Genomic DNA, 17,152 nt, shown 5'->3' with positions numbered 1-17,152 from the left:
TGGTAGAAAAACTACCATTTAAATTATTTTGTCAGAGGTAGCAACATTCCCTCGTATAATTTTTGATAAATTTCATCACCGCATAACTTTTTAGCTAGTTCTAAACCAAAAAGAATTGCCGTAGCTGGACCTGCTGAAGTTATAACATTTTTATTTACAACTACAGCCTTATTAACACGATTTCCATTAAGTCCAACTTCACAACTAGGATAGCAAGCAAACTCGCCCTCTAAAACACCTGCTTCATTTAAGACTATAGGAGAAGCACAGATTGCGGCAACAATTTTATTGTTGCTATGAAGTTGTTTAATGATATTTAAAATAATATTTGAATTCTTAAGATTCATCATACCTTCAAAGCCACCCGCCAAAGCAATGGCATCTAAATTTTCTATATCAACATCCTCTATAGATTATACTAATGCCATTAGCACCCTTTACTAATAACTCACTATTTAGCGAAGCTATAACAACTTCCAAATCCGGATTTAATTCTCTTGCTCGTTTTAAAACATCTGCAATTCCTATAAATTCAGCTTCTTCAAAACCTTGAGCCAATGGAATTAATACTTTTTTACTCATTTTGTTCTCCTTTTTTATATTTTTTAAATCTTTCTTCTCTTTCTTTGTTTTTTTGCATCATTTGATGATTGAATCCTATGACCAAAACAATCATTAAAAACACAAAAATAACTATTAGAATGAAATCTAAAATTTCCATAAATACAACCTTATTTTTGGGAAATTCTAACACATTTTTTTAAATCTTTAGAGAAAATTCAAAGATATTTCTATAAAATCTTTTTTTAAATAATTTCTCTGAAAAGGTTTACAAATTGAATCAGAAAAATATAAGAATTTTTGTTTTTTTTGTTATTATTATTTTATGGGGCTATTTTTCTTTCCCGATAGAAATATTAAAAATTCAAGATCCTAGTGGAGTTGTAAGCTATGGCTATACAGAAAATGCAAAAGCTTATTTAAAAAGTTATCTTATTACGCTTTTATTAACTGCTTGTGCTGTTATTATCGGAGTGATTATTGGTTTTAGCTTAGCTATTTTACGCTTCTCTAAATTTAAAACACTTAATTTTATTATAGATGAATATATAGACATTATACGAGGAACACCAGTAATTTTACAATTGATGATTTTTGCTTTTGTAATTTTTACTTTTATAGATAACCTTTATGCAGCCATTCTTGCACTAGGACTTAATAGCTCGGCTTATATAGCAGAAATTGTAAGAAGTGGCATTAATAGTGTGGATAAAGGACAAATGGAAGCTGCAAGAGCAATGGGACTTGATTACAAAACTTCAATGAAAGAAATTATTCTTCCTCAGGCTACTAAAAACATTCTACCTGCATTAGCTAATGAATTTATTTCTTTATTTAAGGAAACTTCTGTTGTAGGATTTATTAGTGTTGTTGATATTACCATGCAAAGTCAAAGCTTGCAAGCCGTACTTTACAATCCAAAACCTATTATTTTCACTGGACTTGTTTATTACGTAAGTGTAAAAATTTTTAGTTATTTTGCAAAAAAACTTGAACTTAGGATGAATAAAAATGATTGAAGTTAAAAATTTACAAAAAAAATATGGAGAATTAGAAGTTTTAAAAAATATTAACACTACAATCTCAAAAGGCGATGTAATAGCTATCATAGGTCCAAGTGGAGGAGGAAAAAGTACATTTTTACGCTGCATCAATCGCTTAGAAGTAGCTGATAGTGGGGAAATTTTAATCAATAAGCAAAACATACTTGATAAAGAAATTGATATTAATAAGATCAGGCAAAAAGTTAGCATGGTATTTCAGCATTTTAATCTTTTTGCTAATAAAAATGTTATGGAAAATTTATGTTTAACGCCCATTAAAACAGGAATTTTAAGTCAAGAAGAAGCCATAAAAAAAGCAAAAATACTTCTTGCTAAGGTGGGTTTAGCAGACAAAGAAAATATAATGCCCCATAAGCTCTCTGGTGGACAAAAACAACGCATAGCTATTGCTAGAAGCTTGATGATGAATCCTGATGTTATTTTATTTGATGAGCCTACTTCAGCTCTAGATCCTGAAATGATAGGCGAGGTTCTAAGCATTATGAAAGATGTTGCAAAAGAAGGTTTAACTATGCTTGTGGTAACCCATGAAATGGGTTTTGCTAGAAATGTTGCCAATCGTATATTTTTTATGGATAAAGGAAAAATTGCTGTTGATGCAAGCCCTAAAGAAGTATTTGAAAATCCTAGCAATGAAAGATTGAGAGAATTTTTAAACAAGGTTTTAAATCATTCATAAGCCATTAAGGCTTATGAATTTTAATCCCAACATTCAGCGTTTTTAATTCCAAGTTTACTAGCGTTAAATTTAGGATCTATACCAGATTTTTGTTGCGTATTAAAATCTTTTAAAACTTTATTTACTATACCACCTAAAAGCAATAAAGATATAATATTTGTCGTTGCCATGAAAGCCATAGTCAAATCAGCCAAATTCCAAGCAAGTTTTAAATTCATTTGCGAGCCTATAAAAATCATAGCTACAGCTGTAATTCTAAACAAATTCATTACAAATTTGGAATTTGTTAAATATTTAACATTAGCTTGAGCATAATAATAATTTCCTATTAAAGAAGTTATTGCAAAAAGAACAATAGCTATAGTAATAAAATGGATTCCAAAGCTACCATAATACTCACGCATAGCTTCTTGAACTAAAGGCATTCCACCATCGATTTTACTTTCTCCAAGTCCTAAATATGCCATAGAAAAAAGAACTAAAAATCCAGAACTTGTACAAACAACAACATCAATTAAAACTGAAAAGGCTTGTATAACACCTTGTTTAGCTGGATGACTTGTCAAAGCTGCTGCAGCTGCATTAGGTGCCGAGCCCATACCTGCTTCATTTGAAAAAAGTCCTCTTTTAATCCCTATAACTAAAGCAGAACCAGCAAAACCACCAAAAATCGCTTTAAAATCAAAAGCACTTTGTAAAATCATATGAACCACAGAAGGAATTTTATCAAAATTCATTAAAACAGCAATCACGGCAAGTAAAACATAAGCTAAAGCCATAAAAGGAACAATTAAAGAACTAATTTTACCTATTTTAGTATGGTGAGAAAAAAACATCCATGCACCAAAAATAGTTAAAACAATACCAATAATCATTGGCCAAGAACTTGATGCAAAATCTACAGCAGCATTTGGATTAAACATATCATAATAAACTTTAAAAGACGAAGTCATTGTTTGACTTTGAAGTCCGTTAAATCCATAAGCATAAGTAATAATAAGAATAAAAGCAAAAAAAGCTCCAAAAAAATGTGAGCCTAAGGCTTTTTTTATATAATAAGCTGGACCACCTTTAAACCCGCCTGTATCATCTTTTGATTTGTAAACTTGAGCTAAGGTACTTTCAGCAAATGCTGAGGCACCACCAAAAAATGCCATAACCCACATCCAAAATAAAGCACCAGCTCCACCTGTAGCCAATGCCAAAGAAATTCCAGCGATATTTCCTATACCAACTCTAGAAGCAGTTGAGATCATCAATGCTTGAAAAGGTGAAATATGTTCTTTAGTGTGTCCTTCGTTTTTTTCTGTAAGAATTTTAAATACAGAACTCAACATACGAAACTGAACAAAGCGAGTTAAAAAACTATAATAAAGCCCACAAACAATAAGTAAAACTACCATAATAATGTCTGTATTTGGGACAATCTTATTAGCTATAATATCAGACGCTTTATTGGCAAAATCTAGTATAATATCTAAATTCATCCAAACTCCTCAAAAAATAATCTAAATTTTACTTTAACATAATTTTTATAAAAAGGACTTTATGATTTTATTTGTTTTAAGTTATTGTGTAAATTTGAAACTTTTAAGAAACAAAATTGCTAAAATTTTGTCTTAAAGCTTCATAAGAGATTATACCAACGCTTGTAGCTAAATTTAAACTTCTTCCATAAGATTTCATAGGTATAGTTATAGCATTTTCCCAATTTAATTGCATTAATTCCATAGGTAAGCCATAACTCTCACTTCCAAAGAATAAGAAATCATTTTTTTGAAATTCTGCATCAAAATAAGCTTTTTGACTCTTAGTTGTTGCGAAAAAAAAGCGATTTTTATAAATCATATTTTCATTTAAAAATTCTTCAAGATTCTCCCAAATAATAGGCTCTAATTTATCCCAGTAATCAAGTCCTGCTCTTCTAACAGCCTTTTGAGAAATATCAAAAACAGTTGGTTTAACAATATGAAGTTTAAAACCAGCATTAAAACACATTCTACCTATACTACCTGTATTTTGCGGTATTCTAGGGTGAACTAAAACTATATTAAACATGTTTATACTAGAACTCTTTGAATGTTAGGGTTTAATTTTACTAAAATTTCATAGTTAATAGTATGAAAAAAATCAGCCCAAATATCAGCATCTTTAAACACGCAAATTTCCTCACCAGAATTTTCACAAGAAAAACTATCCATTGACATCTTTCCAAGTATTACTTTTCCATTTCCAAGCACTAACTCCCCTTTTCCATTGTAACGGAAAAGACCATCAGCATAACCCAAATCATAAGTTGCTACTTCCATATCCTTTGCAGCAGTAAAAATGCCTCCATATCCTATACTCTGTCCTTTTTGTAAAATCCTTTGACTTAATCTATGAGCATACAAACTTAAAACTCTTTTTAAATTTGATTCCCCATATCCAAATTGAACAAGCCCAACTCTACAATATTCATCTTCAGGAATTTTCCCTCTAAATAATGCTGCAGAATTATGCGAATGAAATAATAAATTTGAAAAATATTTTTTTACTATCTTTTTAGCTTTTTGAAAATTTTCTTTTTGAACAAAAAAACTTCCATCCATTTCATCTGCACTAGCAAAATGTGTAAACATTCCAGTAAGTTTTAAATCACTACTTCGAATAAGATTTATAGCATGCTCTAAATTTTCTACACAAATTCCGTTGCGATGCATGCCTGTATCTATTTTTAGATGTATTTTTATATCTTGCTTGTATTTTTTTACTTGGGAAATATCATTTAAAGCATAAATAAATCGAGAATTTTCATTACCATGAGGACGATGTGATAGTATTAATATATTCTCAAAAAATTCTTCGATTTCTTGAGCTTCTTCTTCACTCTTAACAGCAACAAAAGAAACTCCTAAATTTTTGGCTAATGGAGCTAAAAGCTTAGCTCCATGTCCATATGCATTATCTTTAAAAACGCAAATTAATCTTTGAAAACTCCCTATTTTTTTAGCAATATGTCTTAAATTATATTCATAAGCTTTTTGATCAATTTTTATTAAAGACATTTATTGCTCTGCTAAAATTTTCATTTTACCTTTACTATCTATCTTAACGTATAAAATTTTATCGCCTCTAAACTGATAGTTTTTAGTGTAATAATCCTCATAAAATGAAATTCTATACATAGTTTCATTTTCTAAATTCGGATAAGGGCTGATATTAATATCTGAAAATTTAATCTTTTTATCTTCTTTACGAGAAAAAATAGATTTTTTCATGGAAGCAAACTGTTCAAATTTCATTTTATCAAAACGTTTAAATTCTTGCTCATCATAAAAACTTAAATAGGTATTAGTATCACTATTTGTCCAAGCTAGTTTCCATGTAAAAAGATCAGCCAATAAACTAGCTATTTGATCCTTTTTAGCTCTAATTTTTTCTTTTTCTTCTGTCATAACAAAAACTTTTTTGTCTTGCACAACTTGTGCAAATTTCTCCAAATTGTTATTAAATAAAGCAATACACCCTCTTGTTTTAAATTCATCAAGTCTAGAACCATCTAAAGGATAGCCATGGATCCAAATACCACCACCTGTTTTTCCTTGTACTTTATCAAGTAAATTTGGATAAGTTGTAGCAAAAGCAAAGGGACCATAATAAGGATCACCTGGATTAAACTTACGACCTAGCTCATAAAAACCTACTGGCGTTTTCAAATCTCCTTCTATTTTTTTATCGCCCATTAATCCAGTTATTATTTCTTTTTGTTCAAAATCTTTTCTTATTTTTCCATCCTCGTAAGAATAAACACGGAGAATTTTATCTGTTTTATTTGCAAGCACGATAGCAACATTATCATCATAATATCCGAGTGAAATATTTTTATCTCCTATTTCACTTAACCAAAAATCCTTTTGAGTTAATTCTTTTTCAATCGCTACGCCAACAGCATCTAACCCTTGATTAAGATAAATTTTAACAAGATCTGAGGCATGCAACATCAATGAAGAAAGTGTAATTAATAAAGTAAGTCGTTTTAACAATGTTTTTCCTTAGGTATTTCAAAATTTTTTAAGTCAAAAATGTTTGTGATTATAATATTTTTTTTCTTAAAAAATATTAATTATATTAATAATGCGACCTTATTTATGATATAATTTTTATAAATCATAAAGGCTTGTTTTAAAAGGTTGTCTATAGTGGTAAGAAATTTTTATAGAAATATCTTTTTAGGCATTTTGTTTTTAGCTTTTTATGCATTATATGATAAAAAGAAAGTATATTTAGCTTAAATACATGCCAAGATCTAGCTTGTGACTTAAATTTACAAGATTGTGTTTTTTCTTTTAATAAAAAAATATTGAAGTTTCAGCCTACCCAAAACCTATAAAAATTTTCAATAAAACTACTATAAAAATTAAAAATTCTCCTCATTATTCTAATTTAAAGATTAAAATTTATAGTTTAAATTCCTAATATAGGCGATATCATTCCTAAAAAATTTATATAGTTAATGGTGATATTCTTATAAATTTTATAGTATAGAAGTATTACCAATGATTCTAGATTTAGGGTTGAATTTTTATCCAGCTGGTTTTTTCTTTGATTGTGATGTTACTATGCAAAAAATTTTCAAACAGGTAATACACATTGAAAGATTTTAAAAAATTTATATTCAAATAAAAATATTTTTTGATATAATGAACAAATATTTAATATTATAAAAATAAGGATGCAAATATGAAAAAAATTCTTCTCTTAGGCGCTCTTTTTGCTGTAAATCTTTGGGCTGTTAATGATATAGAGGTAAAAAATGCTTTTGTAAAACAAACTCCACCTCATGCGAAAAATAGTGCTATTTTTCTTACCATTTTTAATAATACTGATAAAGATATTGCTTTAATAGGCGTCAAAAGCGATATCAGTGAAGCAAGTGAACTGCATACACATATACACAAAGATGGAAAAATGATGATGCAAAAAATTCCTGAAATTATTATAAAAGCTCATTCAAGCACAGAGCTTAAATCAGGAGGTTACCATATAATGCTTTTAAAACTAAAAAAACCTATTATTAAAGATATGAAGGTAAATTTAGATTTAAAATTTAATAATCACAAAACCATAGAGTTAAAAAATATTGATTCTAAAGAATTCTAATTAATGAGAAAAATTATTTTTATCCTAGCTTTTGCTTTTGTTATTGCTACTTTATATATTATTTTTGATTTTTATATAATAAAAGATTCTCAAAAAATAACAAAAGCTGATTTTTCCACCCCATTGACTTGCGATCTTAATGTTAAAGACTGCACATATAGTTTTAATAATAAAGAAGTCTTAATTTCCCTAAATCCTAAACCCTTACAATCTTTAGATGTTACAAATCTAAAGATTGTAAATCTAGGAAATTATAACAACTTAGGAATTAAAATTTATGGATTAAATATGTATATGGGTGAAATTAAGCCTAAAATACATCGATTAAATTCAACAGACTATGAAAGCAAAATAGTTCTTGCTACTTGTGTTTTAGATACTATGCGTTTTAGGGTAGAATTTATGGATAATAATAAACCCATAGGGTTTTATTTTGATTTTGAGCTAAAAAAATGAAAAAAAATATTATTTTATTTATAGTTATAGTTGCCATTATTTTAGGTGTAATATTTTTTATTAAAAATCATCAAAATTCTTATGATTTTATCTTGAAATCAGATTTAAAAGAGGAAGCCACCCTAAAAGATTTTAAAGGAGATAAGCTTATTATCTATTTTGGATACACTTATTGCCCTGATGTTTGTCCGGCAACTCTTAGTTTAGTAGGCAAAGCCTTAAAGCAAATCAATAATCCTAAGGCTCACCTTCTTTTTATTTCTTTAGATCTAAATAGAGATAATAACTTAAGTAATACAAACGAATGGTTACGATACTTTTACCCAAAAGCAGATGCTTTAATTGCAAAAGATGAAAAAACTCTTCAAAAAATAACAAAACAATATAATATTCAATATCAAAAAATAGATCTAAATGATTCTTTTATGGGTTATTCTATAGCACATAGCAATATGCTTTATCTTATTGATGAAAAAGGTCATTTTTATAAAGAAATTAGCGATTTAAATCCACAAGAAATTTTAAGAGAACTTAGAATTTTTCTAAATTCTCAATAATCATACTTAAGCAAAAAGATCAGTTGAGAGGTATCTTTCAGCCGTATCGTTTAGCATAGTTAAAATTCTTTTATCTGGAAATTTCTTTGCTAGCATACTTGCGGCAAATACATTTGCTCCACTTGATATACCTACCATTAAACCACTTTTGGCAAGTTCTTTGGCTGTATTTATAGCATCTTCATTACTTACCGTGATCACTTCATCTATAACTTCTTTATTTAAAATAGCAGGTATAAAATTCGCCCCTATTCCTTGTATTTTATGGCTTCCCGCTTCACCTTTGCTAAGCAATGGAGAATTTAGAGGCTCGACTCCAACAATATGCACTTTTTCTAATTTTTCTTTTAGTATTTCCCCAACTCCACTAATAGTACCGCCAGTTCCAAAACCAGCTACAAAAATATCAAGTTTATTATCCAAATCTCTTAAAATTTCTAAAGCCGTATTCTTACGATGCGCATTTTTATTTGAAATATTTTCAAATTGAGAAATCATAAAAGAATTTGGAGTATTTAACAATATTTCATTTGCTTTATCAACCGCTCCTTTCATTCCTAAATTTGCAGGAGTTAATTCTAACCTAGCGCCAAAGAGTGTTATCATTTTTCTTCTTTCTAAACTCATAGATTCAGGCATTACAGCAATAAATTTAAGTCCCAAATCTGCACAAATCATAGCCAAAGAAATTCCAGTATTCCCACTAGTTGCTTCAACTATTGTAGTATCTTGATTAATTTTTTTACTATCTAAAGCATCTTTAATCATTTCAAAAGCTGCTCTATCTTTTATAGAATGACTAGGATTTAAAAATTCGCATTTAGCAAAAACATTGATACCAAATTTTTTCAAATGTATAATGGGAGTATTTCCTATAAGCTCACTTACTTTTTCATGTACTTTCATAATTTTAATATCCTTTTTTATTTAATAATGATAGTTTTATAAAAGTTTAAAAAAATAAAGTAAATAAAAGATGCAAAATATCCGAATCAATCAAGAAAGAAGGCTAGAATTTATCTAGCCGAAGTTTTATTTTTTCTTTTTGTTGCTTGCTTTTGCAACAGCTTCTTTAAGGTTTTTACCTACCTTAAATTTTGCAACTCTTGTAGCAGGAACTTTAATTGTTTTTCCTGTGCTTGGTACTCTAGCTTCTCTAGCAGCTCTTTCTTGAGTTGAAAAAGTACCAAAACCAATAAAACTGATGCTATCACCTTTAGCTAAAACATCAGTAATAGTAGAAATAACTGCATCAGTAGCAGTAGTAGCGTCTTTTTTTGTTAGCCCAGCTGTTTGAGCAACTAATGAAATGAAATCTGCTTTAGTCATAAAAGCTCCTTTGTTTTAATTGAAACGCCTAATTTTAGCATATTTAAAAAACAATATCAAGTAAAAAACAGCTTTTTTTAAGTTTTTTTCAAAAAACTTTATTATTTTTTCTTATATCTTTCAAATTCTCCGCTATTATCAATTTCATTACCAATTTTCTCGTATAAATCATAATAAAATTTAACAAATTCTTTACACTTAGGCATAATAGGAAGAAAAATATCATCTTCAATTTCACAAAATCTACTTAAAAACTCTTTTGCATCAAGTCTTAAAGCATAGTGTTTTGCCAATTCATGATAATTTTTTAAAGTTAGTTCTTTAAATTTTTCATAATGCCCTAAATCAAAATTTATCTTCAAATTATTATTTTCAAAAATCAATACTTCACTTTCAAAAAGCAAACTAAGATGAATAAGTCCTTCTGTATAATAAGGTCTAACTTCATCAACCCTTTGCCAAGAAATAAGTCCAATAGCCCTTTTTATAAGTTCATGAAAAACAGGCATTATCAAGTCATCTTGTTCGTGATAAAAGAAATTTATAAGTCCACCTGTAGTAGCTTTATATTCTTCTATATTTTTAAAAAAACCACTCTGATTCATTGTTTTTTCAGTATCATTAGCAATAAAAAATATATGACCAAATTCATGGCCTATAGTTGATACTTCATAAACCCTTTTCCAAATTTTTTCCTGATAAAATAAAATATTTCTTCCAAAATCCAAAAATTCTTTATCAAAAATCTCGCTAGAAATTTTCATAAAAGGCTTTGTTTTAGCATTTTCATATACAAAATTTATAAAGGCAAATATTTTTTTGCCCGCCTTAGAACTTACAAACTCATCATTTGGAACGACTTGAGCTGAGAATAAACCTTTAAGTTCAGCACCATAAAATATCATCGGAGTGCAAATATAAAGTTGAGTTTTTTCTATATTAGATAAAACTTCTTTTTCTAATTCACAATCTTCAAGTCCTATATTTTTATAAACATGTTCAAAACTTTCCTTAATTTCACTACCAAATTTCAAAACATCAAAATCATTCTCATCTTCTATTCTTATATCCCATTCTAATGCCACCGCATGAGTATAATTATCTTCATAATATTCTAAAGGATGTCCCACTTGTAAAGGTGATTTTACTTTCATCCAAGCAAATTCAGCTTCTTGCCAAGCTTTTATAACCCTATCTTCATCTTTTTCGCAAAACGCCAATTTTAATTTTTCAAAATATTCTATATAAGCTTTTTCCTCTTCGTTGCTAGCAAATATTTTTAGTTGATCAATCATATTTTCAAAAGCAAATTCTAATTTTAAAATTTCATTCTCGAAAAATCTCGCATAAGGAACAAATTTCCATAAATTTCCTATTCTAACTAAAACACCATAGCTTCGCTCACAAATTTCTCCTTCTGAAGTTTTTTGATATAAACGATTTTTACGCAAAAATTCCATTGCATCATCTAAATTTGGAAATTGAGTAGATAAAATTTTATTATTTTTTTCTATAATTTCTTTAGTCCAAGAAATTTCAAAAATATTCATAATTAAACCTATATTATGCACTCCTTGTATTAAGGACTGATAAAAATTATTTAAAAGCTTTTTCTCTTTTATTTCATTAATTAAATTTTGATGTTCTTTTTCATAAAACTTTCTAATCTCTTCATAGAACTTATGTTTTAACTCTATAATCTTATCTTCCTTAAAGTTGTTTTTTTTCCACTCTTGAACTAAATTTTCTTCCTTTAAATCAACCAAACGCCTAAGTATGGCTAGCATAGTTGTTTTATCTTGTTTTAATTCGCTTAAAGAAATCAAAGATCTAAAATACTCACCCACATCTTCTTTGTCTAAAAACTCATATAACGCATTATTTCTTTCTTTGTATTTTCTAACCAATTTAGCTATTTCTTTAAAATTATTCATACTTTTATTCTCCTTTTTAACTTTTTTAATTATAATTCATTTTTTAAAATAAGGAGTAAAAATGAGAGATATGGGAGAACCAAAATTAAAAATTGTAGCCATGCCAAGCGATACAAATCCAGCAGGAAATATTTTTGGCGGATGGATACTTTCACAAATCGATTTAGCAGGAGCTATCGCAGCAAGAGAACTTTCTCCTGAACGCGTTGTAACCATCTCTATGGATAAAGTAGTTTTTAAAGAACCTGTTTTTATAGGTGATATAATTTCTTGTTACTCTAAAGTTGTAAATGTGGGCAACACTTCAATCAGCGTTGAAGTAGAAGTCACAGCTCAAAGAGTGGATTCTCAAGGTTGTACTTCTTGCATTAATGTAACTTCGGCTTTAGTAACTTACGTAAGTGTTACAAGAGATGGAAAGAAAAAGCCTATTACTGAAGAACTTAAAAGAATTCATGGCTTTTTAAATGCTTAAAGCTTATTTTGTATGATAAAACTTTATCCTTTAAGCTTATCAGCATTTATTTAAACCGCCACTATTATATTTTTTATCTAGACATTCTTTGAAAAATTCCCCTCTGGTTTTTGGAATTTTTCCTGGATGTTTTTGTTTCATGTGTTCTAAATACTTATCATAACTAGAAAGTCCCACCAAGGGATGAAAAAACCTTTCGGCTTTTTCATAATAATACTTAAATTTTTTGAAATTCATCAATCTTAATATACTTAGTTTCTTTAAGAGGAATTTTAATTTTACCTAAGCAAATTCCTATACAAGAAATTATAACAAGCAAGGTAGCTATCATAAAGAACACACAAAGAATTGCATTAAGTAAATTTCCAACTTTACTTTGAGTGGCTATTGAAATTTCTTTTTTAATTGTAGAAATTTCTTTTTCATCTTTAGTGTTATTTAATTTAAATTCTAAATCTTTAATTTTTTGACTTTGTATGCTAACGGCGGCTACATGACTTACCGCATTTGCTACTTTATTGCCTTCTTCATAAGGCATAATTTTTTGAATTCCTCCATACAGAGTTGCCACTAAGACAAATACCGCAGGTACTAAAGTAACCCAAGTATATCTTGCCTTGCCCATTTTTACAAGTATAGTTGTAGCAAGAAGCAAAGCCATACCCGCAAGCATTTGATTACTCACGCCAAAAAGAGGCCAAAGCGTATAAATTCCTCCCTTAGGATCAATGGCACCTTGATAAAGAAAATATCCCCAACCTGCAACACTTAAAGCCGTAGCCAAAAGTCCAGCTGGATAATTATGAATATCTCCTAAAGGTTTATAAACATTACCCAATATATCTTGCACCATAAAACGACAAGCCCTTGTCCCAGCATCCACCGCTGTTAAAATAAATAAAGCTTCAAACAATATAGCAAAATGATACCAAAAAGCCATCAAATCCACGCCGCCAAAAAGTTCATGCAAGATCAAAGCTACACCTATAGCAAAAGTTGGAGCTCCACCTGTTCTTGAAAGTATAGTATGCTCTCCTATATTTGTAGTCAAAGTAGTAATTTCTTCAGGAGTAATGCTAAATCCCCAACTTGAAATGGTTTGTGCTACACTTACAACATCTGTTCCTATCAAAGCAGAGCTTGAATTTATAGCAAAATAAAGACCTGGATGTAAAATACAAGCACAAATTAAAGCCATAATCGCCACAGCACTTTCAGCAAGCATAGAGCCATATCCAACAGCTAAGGCATGAGTTTCGTTTTCAAGCATTTTAGGAGTAGTTCCACTAGAAATCAAAGCATGAAAACCACTGATCGCACCACAAGCAATGGTAATAAATAAAAATGGAAATACTCCACCTGCAAATACTGGACCTGTTCCATCAAAATACTGAGTATTTGCTTTTGGCATTTGCAAATCAGGAGCAACCAAAACAATAGCTACAGCCATTACCACAATAACACCGATTTTCAAAAAAGTTGAAAGATAATCTCTTGGAGCAAGTAAAAACCACACAGGTAAAACAGAAGCAATAAAACCATAAGCCATCATAACAATTGCCAAAGTTGGAGCTTCTAAAGTAAATATTTTAGCCCAATAAGGATCAGCAGCTATAACGCTACCATAATGAATAGCCAAAATTAAAAGCACAAAACCTATTATAGAAGCCTCCCCTACTCTACCTGGACGGATAAAACGCATATAAATTCCCATAAATATTGCTATAGGAATAGTCATTGCGATAGTAAATAAACCCCATGGAGATTCTGCTAAAGCTTTTACAACCACCATAGCTAAAATGGCAATAATAATAAGCATAATGCCAAAAATCGCCACCATAGCAACTCCACCTGTAAATTTACCCATCTCATCCTTAATCATCTCGCCAAGACTTCTACCTTTTCTACGAGTAGATATAAAAAGAACAACAAAATCATGCACAGCACCCGCTAAAACTCCTCCTACTAAAATCCAAAGCATAGAAGGCAAATATCCCATTTGAGCAGCCAAGATAGGTCCTACTAATGGACCTGCTCCTGCAATAGCAGCAAAATGATGTCCAAATAATACAGCCTTATTTGTAGGCACAAAATCACGCCCATCATTTTCTACAAGTGCTGGTGTTGCGCGATTTTTATCAAGTTCTAAAACCTTATAAGCTACAAAATGCCCATAAAATCTATATCCTATCATATAAATACATACAGCAGCAACCACCAAATAAATCGCTGATACACTTTCGCCATTTTGTAAAGCTAAATAACTAAAACAAATAGCGCCTAAAGTTGCAACAAGCAACCATAAAATTTTAGTACTTAACTGAGTCATATTTCTCCTAAGAAAATAAAATATTTTCAAAGAATAACAGATTTATAGATTAAATTGTATAGAAAGATGTTTAGTTTTTTCACATTTTTAAAAAATATATATTTTTTGTTTCTTTAAGTAGCATAAAAATGAAAAGCTTAAAAACAATCTTTAAGCTTTTTTAATCTAAATAAAGAGAGAATTTACACTTTCGTTATGATAAACACGACGTATTACTTCAGCAAAAACAGATGTAACACTTAATACTTTAATATTTGGTAATTGCTCTTTTAAAGGTATGGTATCTGTTACTACAAGCTCATCTAAAGCTCCACTTGCTATTCTCTCATAGGCTTTTCCACTTAAAACTGCATGAGTACAGCAAGCCATAACAGATTTTGCACCTTTTTCTTTTAAAGCTTCTGCAGCTTTAACTATAGTGCCAGCAGTATCAATAATATCATCTACTAGGATAACTTCTTTATCTTTTACATCTCCAATGATGTTCATTACTTCACTTTCATTGGCTTTTTCGCGACGCTTATCAACTATAACTATATCAAGTCCTAAATGCTTTGCAACACTCCTAGCTCTTGCAACACCGCCTATATCTGGACTTCCTATAATAGCATTTTTAAAATGTTTGGCTTTAATATAATCATTAAAAACTATACTTCCATAAAGATTATCTACTGGAATATCAAAAAAACCCTGAATTTGTCCTGCATGCAAATCTATCGTAGCTACGCGATCAATCCCAGCTGCCTGAATCAAATTAGCCACAAGTTTAGCAGTAATTGGCACTCTAGGATTTGCTTTTCTATCTTGTCTCGCATAGCCAAAATATGGGATAATAGCCGTAATCGAATTTGCACTTGAGCGACGCAAAGCATCTGTAAGAATTAAAAGTTCCATTAAATTATCGTTTGTAGGAGCACAAGTACTTTGAATAATAAAAACATCCTTTCCGCGTACGCTCTCATCAATTTGAACACTAATCTCCCCATCACTAAACCGTTTTACTCCAGCATCGCTTAAAGGCAGGGAAAGATATTTAGAAACTTGTCTTGCAAATTCCACATTAGCTGAGCCTGAAAAAATTTTATAACCTCGCATAAAAAACCTTAATCAATAAAATTATGAATTAATACAAAGGATTTTAATAAAAAAAATGTTAAAAACTGCTGTAAATTTAAAAAGCTTATATAAAAATATAAGCTTTTTTAAGAAATGTAAGCTGTCTTTTTGGCATAATATCTTACCAACATAGAAAGTGAAAAACATATTATAAAATAGATTCCCGCAACAACACCTATCATCGCTAAAATTTCTTCAAAACTTGTTAGTTTTGCCAATATAGTTTTTGAGTTATAAGTAAGCTCAGCTATACCTAAACCCGCTAAATAAGCTGTATCCTTTACAGTGGTTACAATTTGAGATAATAAAGCAGGTACTATTTTTCTAAAAGTTTGTGGTAAAATAATATAAAAAAGAGTAAAAAATTTACCAAAACCTTGAGAATAAGCTGCTTCAAACTGACCTTTTGGTATAGAATTTAATCCACCTCTAATAATTTCAGCCATAACCGAACTCGTATAAAGTGAAAATCCTATAGTACCCCAAAAAGCTTGAGGAAATTGTCCAAAAAATACAGGTAGAACAAAACAAGCTGCAAGCATCCATAATAATAAAGGAGTATTTCTAAAAATATCTATATAGCAAGCTGCTAAAAATTTACTTAATCTATCCCCATAATTTTTAGTTATAGCTAAAAAAGTTCCAAAAACAATCGAAATAATACAAGTTGCTAAGGCTATTTTTAATGTCAGAAATAAACCTTGCATTAAAAATTCAATATTTTGTGCATTAAAAACATTTTCCATTAACAACCCTTTATCTCGTTAAATGTGCTTTTTTTAATTTATTTTCATAAGCCTTTGCAAAATAAGCCAAAGGATAACAAATTATAAAATATAAAACCGCTGCAAATATATAAGCTGGCGCATAATTTCCATAATCAGCTGCATAACTATCAGCAGAATGCATTAACTCAGCTCCACCTACAATAAGCAATACAGAGGTATTTTTGATTAAATTTACCATTTGATTTGTCATCGGTGGTAAAATAATTCTAATGGTTTGAGGTACTATGATATAACGCATTTGCTGAATATAAGTAAACCCTTGAGAAGCAGAAGCTTCAAACTGACCTCTTGGCACAGCCAAAATTCCACTTCTAACCACCTCGCTTACATAAGCTCCGTGATAAGCCCCAACACCCAATACACCAATAGTAAATATATCAAGTCTTATACCTAAAATAGGCAAGGCATAAAACAAAAAGAAAATTTGTATTACCAAAGGAACATTTTGAAAAAGCTCTACGTAAATTCTAGTGTAGGCTCTGATAATTTTAAATCTACTTATAGCCATAACTCCGCCTATAGTTCCAAAAATTGTAGCTATAAGCAAAGCAAGAATGCTTACTTCTAAAGTATAAATAAAACCATTAATAAAAGCATCTTTATTATCCAAAGCATCTAAAAATTTCCATACCGCAAAAGGGCTTATACTATTTTCATCATATAAACCCCAAGAAGTAAGAATTTGTCTTAAATGTTCAACAAAACCTACACTTTCATTCATA

General features: G+C 29.7%; 19 protein-coding genes and 2 pseudogenes. 7 read left to right on the top strand and 14 right to left on the bottom strand.

Going from position 1 to position 17,152, the window contains the following annotated elements:
* Window positions 1–23: 23 nt before the first annotated feature.
* Both AJ884_RS06395 and AJ884_RS06390 read right to left on the bottom strand, forming a co-directional pair.
* Window positions 24–582: pseudogene (locus AJ884_RS06395) on the bottom strand (DJ-1 family glyoxalase III).
* Window positions 575–754, bottom strand: coding sequence for a hypothetical protein (locus tag AJ884_RS06390; RefSeq protein ID WP_010891894.1), 180 nt, complete (start codon window positions 752–754; stop codon window positions 575–577). The pseudogene AJ884_RS06395 and the gene AJ884_RS06390 overlap by 8 nt, the downstream one beginning before the upstream one ends.
* Window positions 755–836: 82 nt before the next feature.
* Here AJ884_RS06390 and AJ884_RS06385 point away from each other — a divergent pair, with 82 nt between their 5' ends.
* Both AJ884_RS06385 and AJ884_RS06380 read left to right on the top strand, forming a co-directional pair.
* Window positions 837–1,580, top strand: a complete 744-nt coding sequence (locus AJ884_RS06385) for an amino acid ABC transporter permease (protein WP_002861598.1) — start codon at window positions 837–839, stop codon at window positions 1,578–1,580.
* A complete protein-coding gene (locus AJ884_RS06380; RefSeq protein ID WP_002861599.1) occupies window positions 1,573–2,304 on the top strand; it encodes an amino acid ABC transporter ATP-binding protein in 732 nt (243 codons plus the stop codon). Before AJ884_RS06385 ends, AJ884_RS06380 begins: the two co-directional genes overlap by 8 nt.
* Before the next feature lie 20 nt (window positions 2,305–2,324).
* On the opposite strand, the gene AJ884_RS06375 is transcribed toward AJ884_RS06380, so the two are convergent.
* The 4 genes from AJ884_RS06375 to AJ884_RS06360 form a co-directional block, all read right to left on the bottom strand.
* Window positions 2,325–3,791, bottom strand: coding sequence for an alanine/glycine:cation symporter family protein (locus AJ884_RS06375; protein WP_002861600.1), 1,467 nt, complete (start codon window positions 3,789–3,791; stop codon window positions 2,325–2,327).
* Between the two features lie 103 nt (window positions 3,792–3,894).
* The gene (locus AJ884_RS06370) at window positions 3,895–4,362 is read right to left on the bottom strand and encodes a tRNA (cytidine(34)-2'-O)-methyltransferase (protein WP_002921721.1); all 468 of its coding nucleotides are present in this window, start codon (window positions 4,360–4,362) and stop codon (window positions 3,895–3,897) included.
* Window positions 4,363–4,364: 2 nt separating this feature from the next.
* Entirely contained in the window at window positions 4,365–5,351 is a 987-nt protein-coding gene (locus tag AJ884_RS06365) for an alanine racemase (RefSeq protein ID WP_002861602.1), read from the bottom strand.
* Window positions 5,352–6,329: a murein L,D-transpeptidase family protein gene (locus AJ884_RS06360; RefSeq protein ID WP_004305957.1), complete on the bottom strand. Its 978-nt coding sequence runs from the start codon at window positions 6,327–6,329 to the stop codon at window positions 5,352–5,354.
* Window positions 6,330–6,482: 153 nt separating this feature from the next.
* On the opposite strand from AJ884_RS06360, the pseudogene AJ884_RS06355 reads away from it, so the two are divergent.
* From AJ884_RS06355 to AJ884_RS06340, 4 genes and pseudogenes are all read left to right on the top strand, one after another.
* A pseudogene (locus AJ884_RS06355) lies at window positions 6,483–6,940 on the top strand (hypothetical protein).
* Window positions 6,941–7,026: 86 nt separating this feature from the next.
* Window positions 7,027–7,446, top strand: a complete 420-nt coding sequence (locus AJ884_RS06350) for a copper chaperone PCu(A)C (protein ID WP_053872822.1) — start codon at window positions 7,027–7,029, stop codon at window positions 7,444–7,446.
* A gap of 3 nt (window positions 7,447–7,449) precedes the next feature.
* Window positions 7,450–7,902: a hypothetical protein gene (locus AJ884_RS06345; protein WP_053872823.1), complete on the top strand. Its 453-nt coding sequence runs from the start codon at window positions 7,450–7,452 to the stop codon at window positions 7,900–7,902.
* Window positions 7,899–8,459: an SCO family protein gene (locus AJ884_RS06340; protein WP_070210066.1), complete on the top strand. Its 561-nt coding sequence runs from the start codon at window positions 7,899–7,901 to the stop codon at window positions 8,457–8,459. The genes AJ884_RS06345 and AJ884_RS06340 overlap by 4 nt, the downstream gene beginning before the upstream one ends.
* A gap of 6 nt (window positions 8,460–8,465) precedes the next feature.
* On the opposite strand, the gene cysM is transcribed toward AJ884_RS06340, so the two are convergent.
* The 3 genes from cysM to ciaB form a co-directional block, all read right to left on the bottom strand.
* Window positions 8,466–9,365 (bottom strand): cysteine synthase B, encoded by a 900-nt coding sequence (gene cysM / locus AJ884_RS06335; protein WP_070210065.1) that lies wholly within the window; start codon window positions 9,363–9,365, stop codon window positions 8,466–8,468.
* Window positions 9,366–9,491: 126 nt separating this feature from the next.
* Window positions 9,492–9,788, bottom strand: a complete 297-nt coding sequence (locus AJ884_RS06330; RefSeq protein WP_002861608.1) for an HU family DNA-binding protein — start codon at window positions 9,786–9,788, stop codon at window positions 9,492–9,494.
* A 101-nt stretch (window positions 9,789–9,889) separates the two neighbouring features.
* The gene (gene ciaB, locus AJ884_RS06325; protein WP_004305962.1) at window positions 9,890–11,722 is read right to left on the bottom strand and encodes an invasion protein CiaB; all 1,833 of its coding nucleotides are present in this window, start codon (window positions 11,720–11,722) and stop codon (window positions 9,890–9,892) included.
* Between the two features lie 61 nt (window positions 11,723–11,783).
* Here ciaB and AJ884_RS06320 point away from each other — a divergent pair, with 61 nt between their 5' ends.
* Window positions 11,784–12,197 (top strand): acyl-CoA thioesterase, encoded by a 414-nt coding sequence (locus tag AJ884_RS06320; RefSeq protein ID WP_052949397.1) that lies wholly within the window; start codon window positions 11,784–11,786, stop codon window positions 12,195–12,197.
* A gap of 39 nt (window positions 12,198–12,236) precedes the next feature.
* On the opposite strand, the gene kcuS is transcribed toward AJ884_RS06320, so the two are convergent.
* The 5 genes from kcuS to AJ884_RS06295 form a co-directional block, all read right to left on the bottom strand.
* Window positions 12,237–12,434 (bottom strand): KCU-star family selenoprotein, encoded by a 198-nt coding sequence (kcuS, locus tag AJ884_RS06315; protein WP_002867452.1) that lies wholly within the window; start codon window positions 12,432–12,434, stop codon window positions 12,237–12,239.
* Window positions 12,415–14,526, bottom strand: coding sequence for a carbon starvation CstA family protein (locus tag AJ884_RS06310; RefSeq protein WP_070276244.1), 2,112 nt, complete (start codon window positions 14,524–14,526; stop codon window positions 12,415–12,417). Before AJ884_RS06310 ends, kcuS begins: the two co-directional genes overlap by 20 nt.
* Before the next feature lie 165 nt (window positions 14,527–14,691).
* Window positions 14,692–15,621 (bottom strand): ribose-phosphate pyrophosphokinase, encoded by a 930-nt coding sequence (locus tag AJ884_RS06305; RefSeq protein WP_002861611.1) that lies wholly within the window; start codon window positions 15,619–15,621, stop codon window positions 14,692–14,694.
* Between the two features lie 107 nt (window positions 15,622–15,728).
* Window positions 15,729–16,388, bottom strand: coding sequence for an amino acid ABC transporter permease (locus tag AJ884_RS06300; RefSeq protein WP_004305969.1), 660 nt, complete (start codon window positions 16,386–16,388; stop codon window positions 15,729–15,731).
* 10 nt (window positions 16,389–16,398) lie between these two features.
* On the bottom strand, window positions 16,399–17,151 hold the full coding sequence (locus AJ884_RS06295; RefSeq protein ID WP_044780509.1) for an amino acid ABC transporter permease: 753 nt from the start codon (window positions 17,149–17,151) through the stop codon (window positions 16,399–16,401).
* Window position 17,152: the final 1 nt, after the last annotated feature.

This window comes from Campylobacter sp. BCW_6463 (genome assembly GCF_001762785.1).
Taxonomy (GTDB): Bacteria; Campylobacterota; Campylobacteria; order Campylobacterales; family Campylobacteraceae; genus Campylobacter_D; species Campylobacter_D jejuni.
The sequence above is the reverse complement of the archived record's forward strand: the minus strand, read 5'-3'. Positions and strand labels throughout refer to the sequence as shown.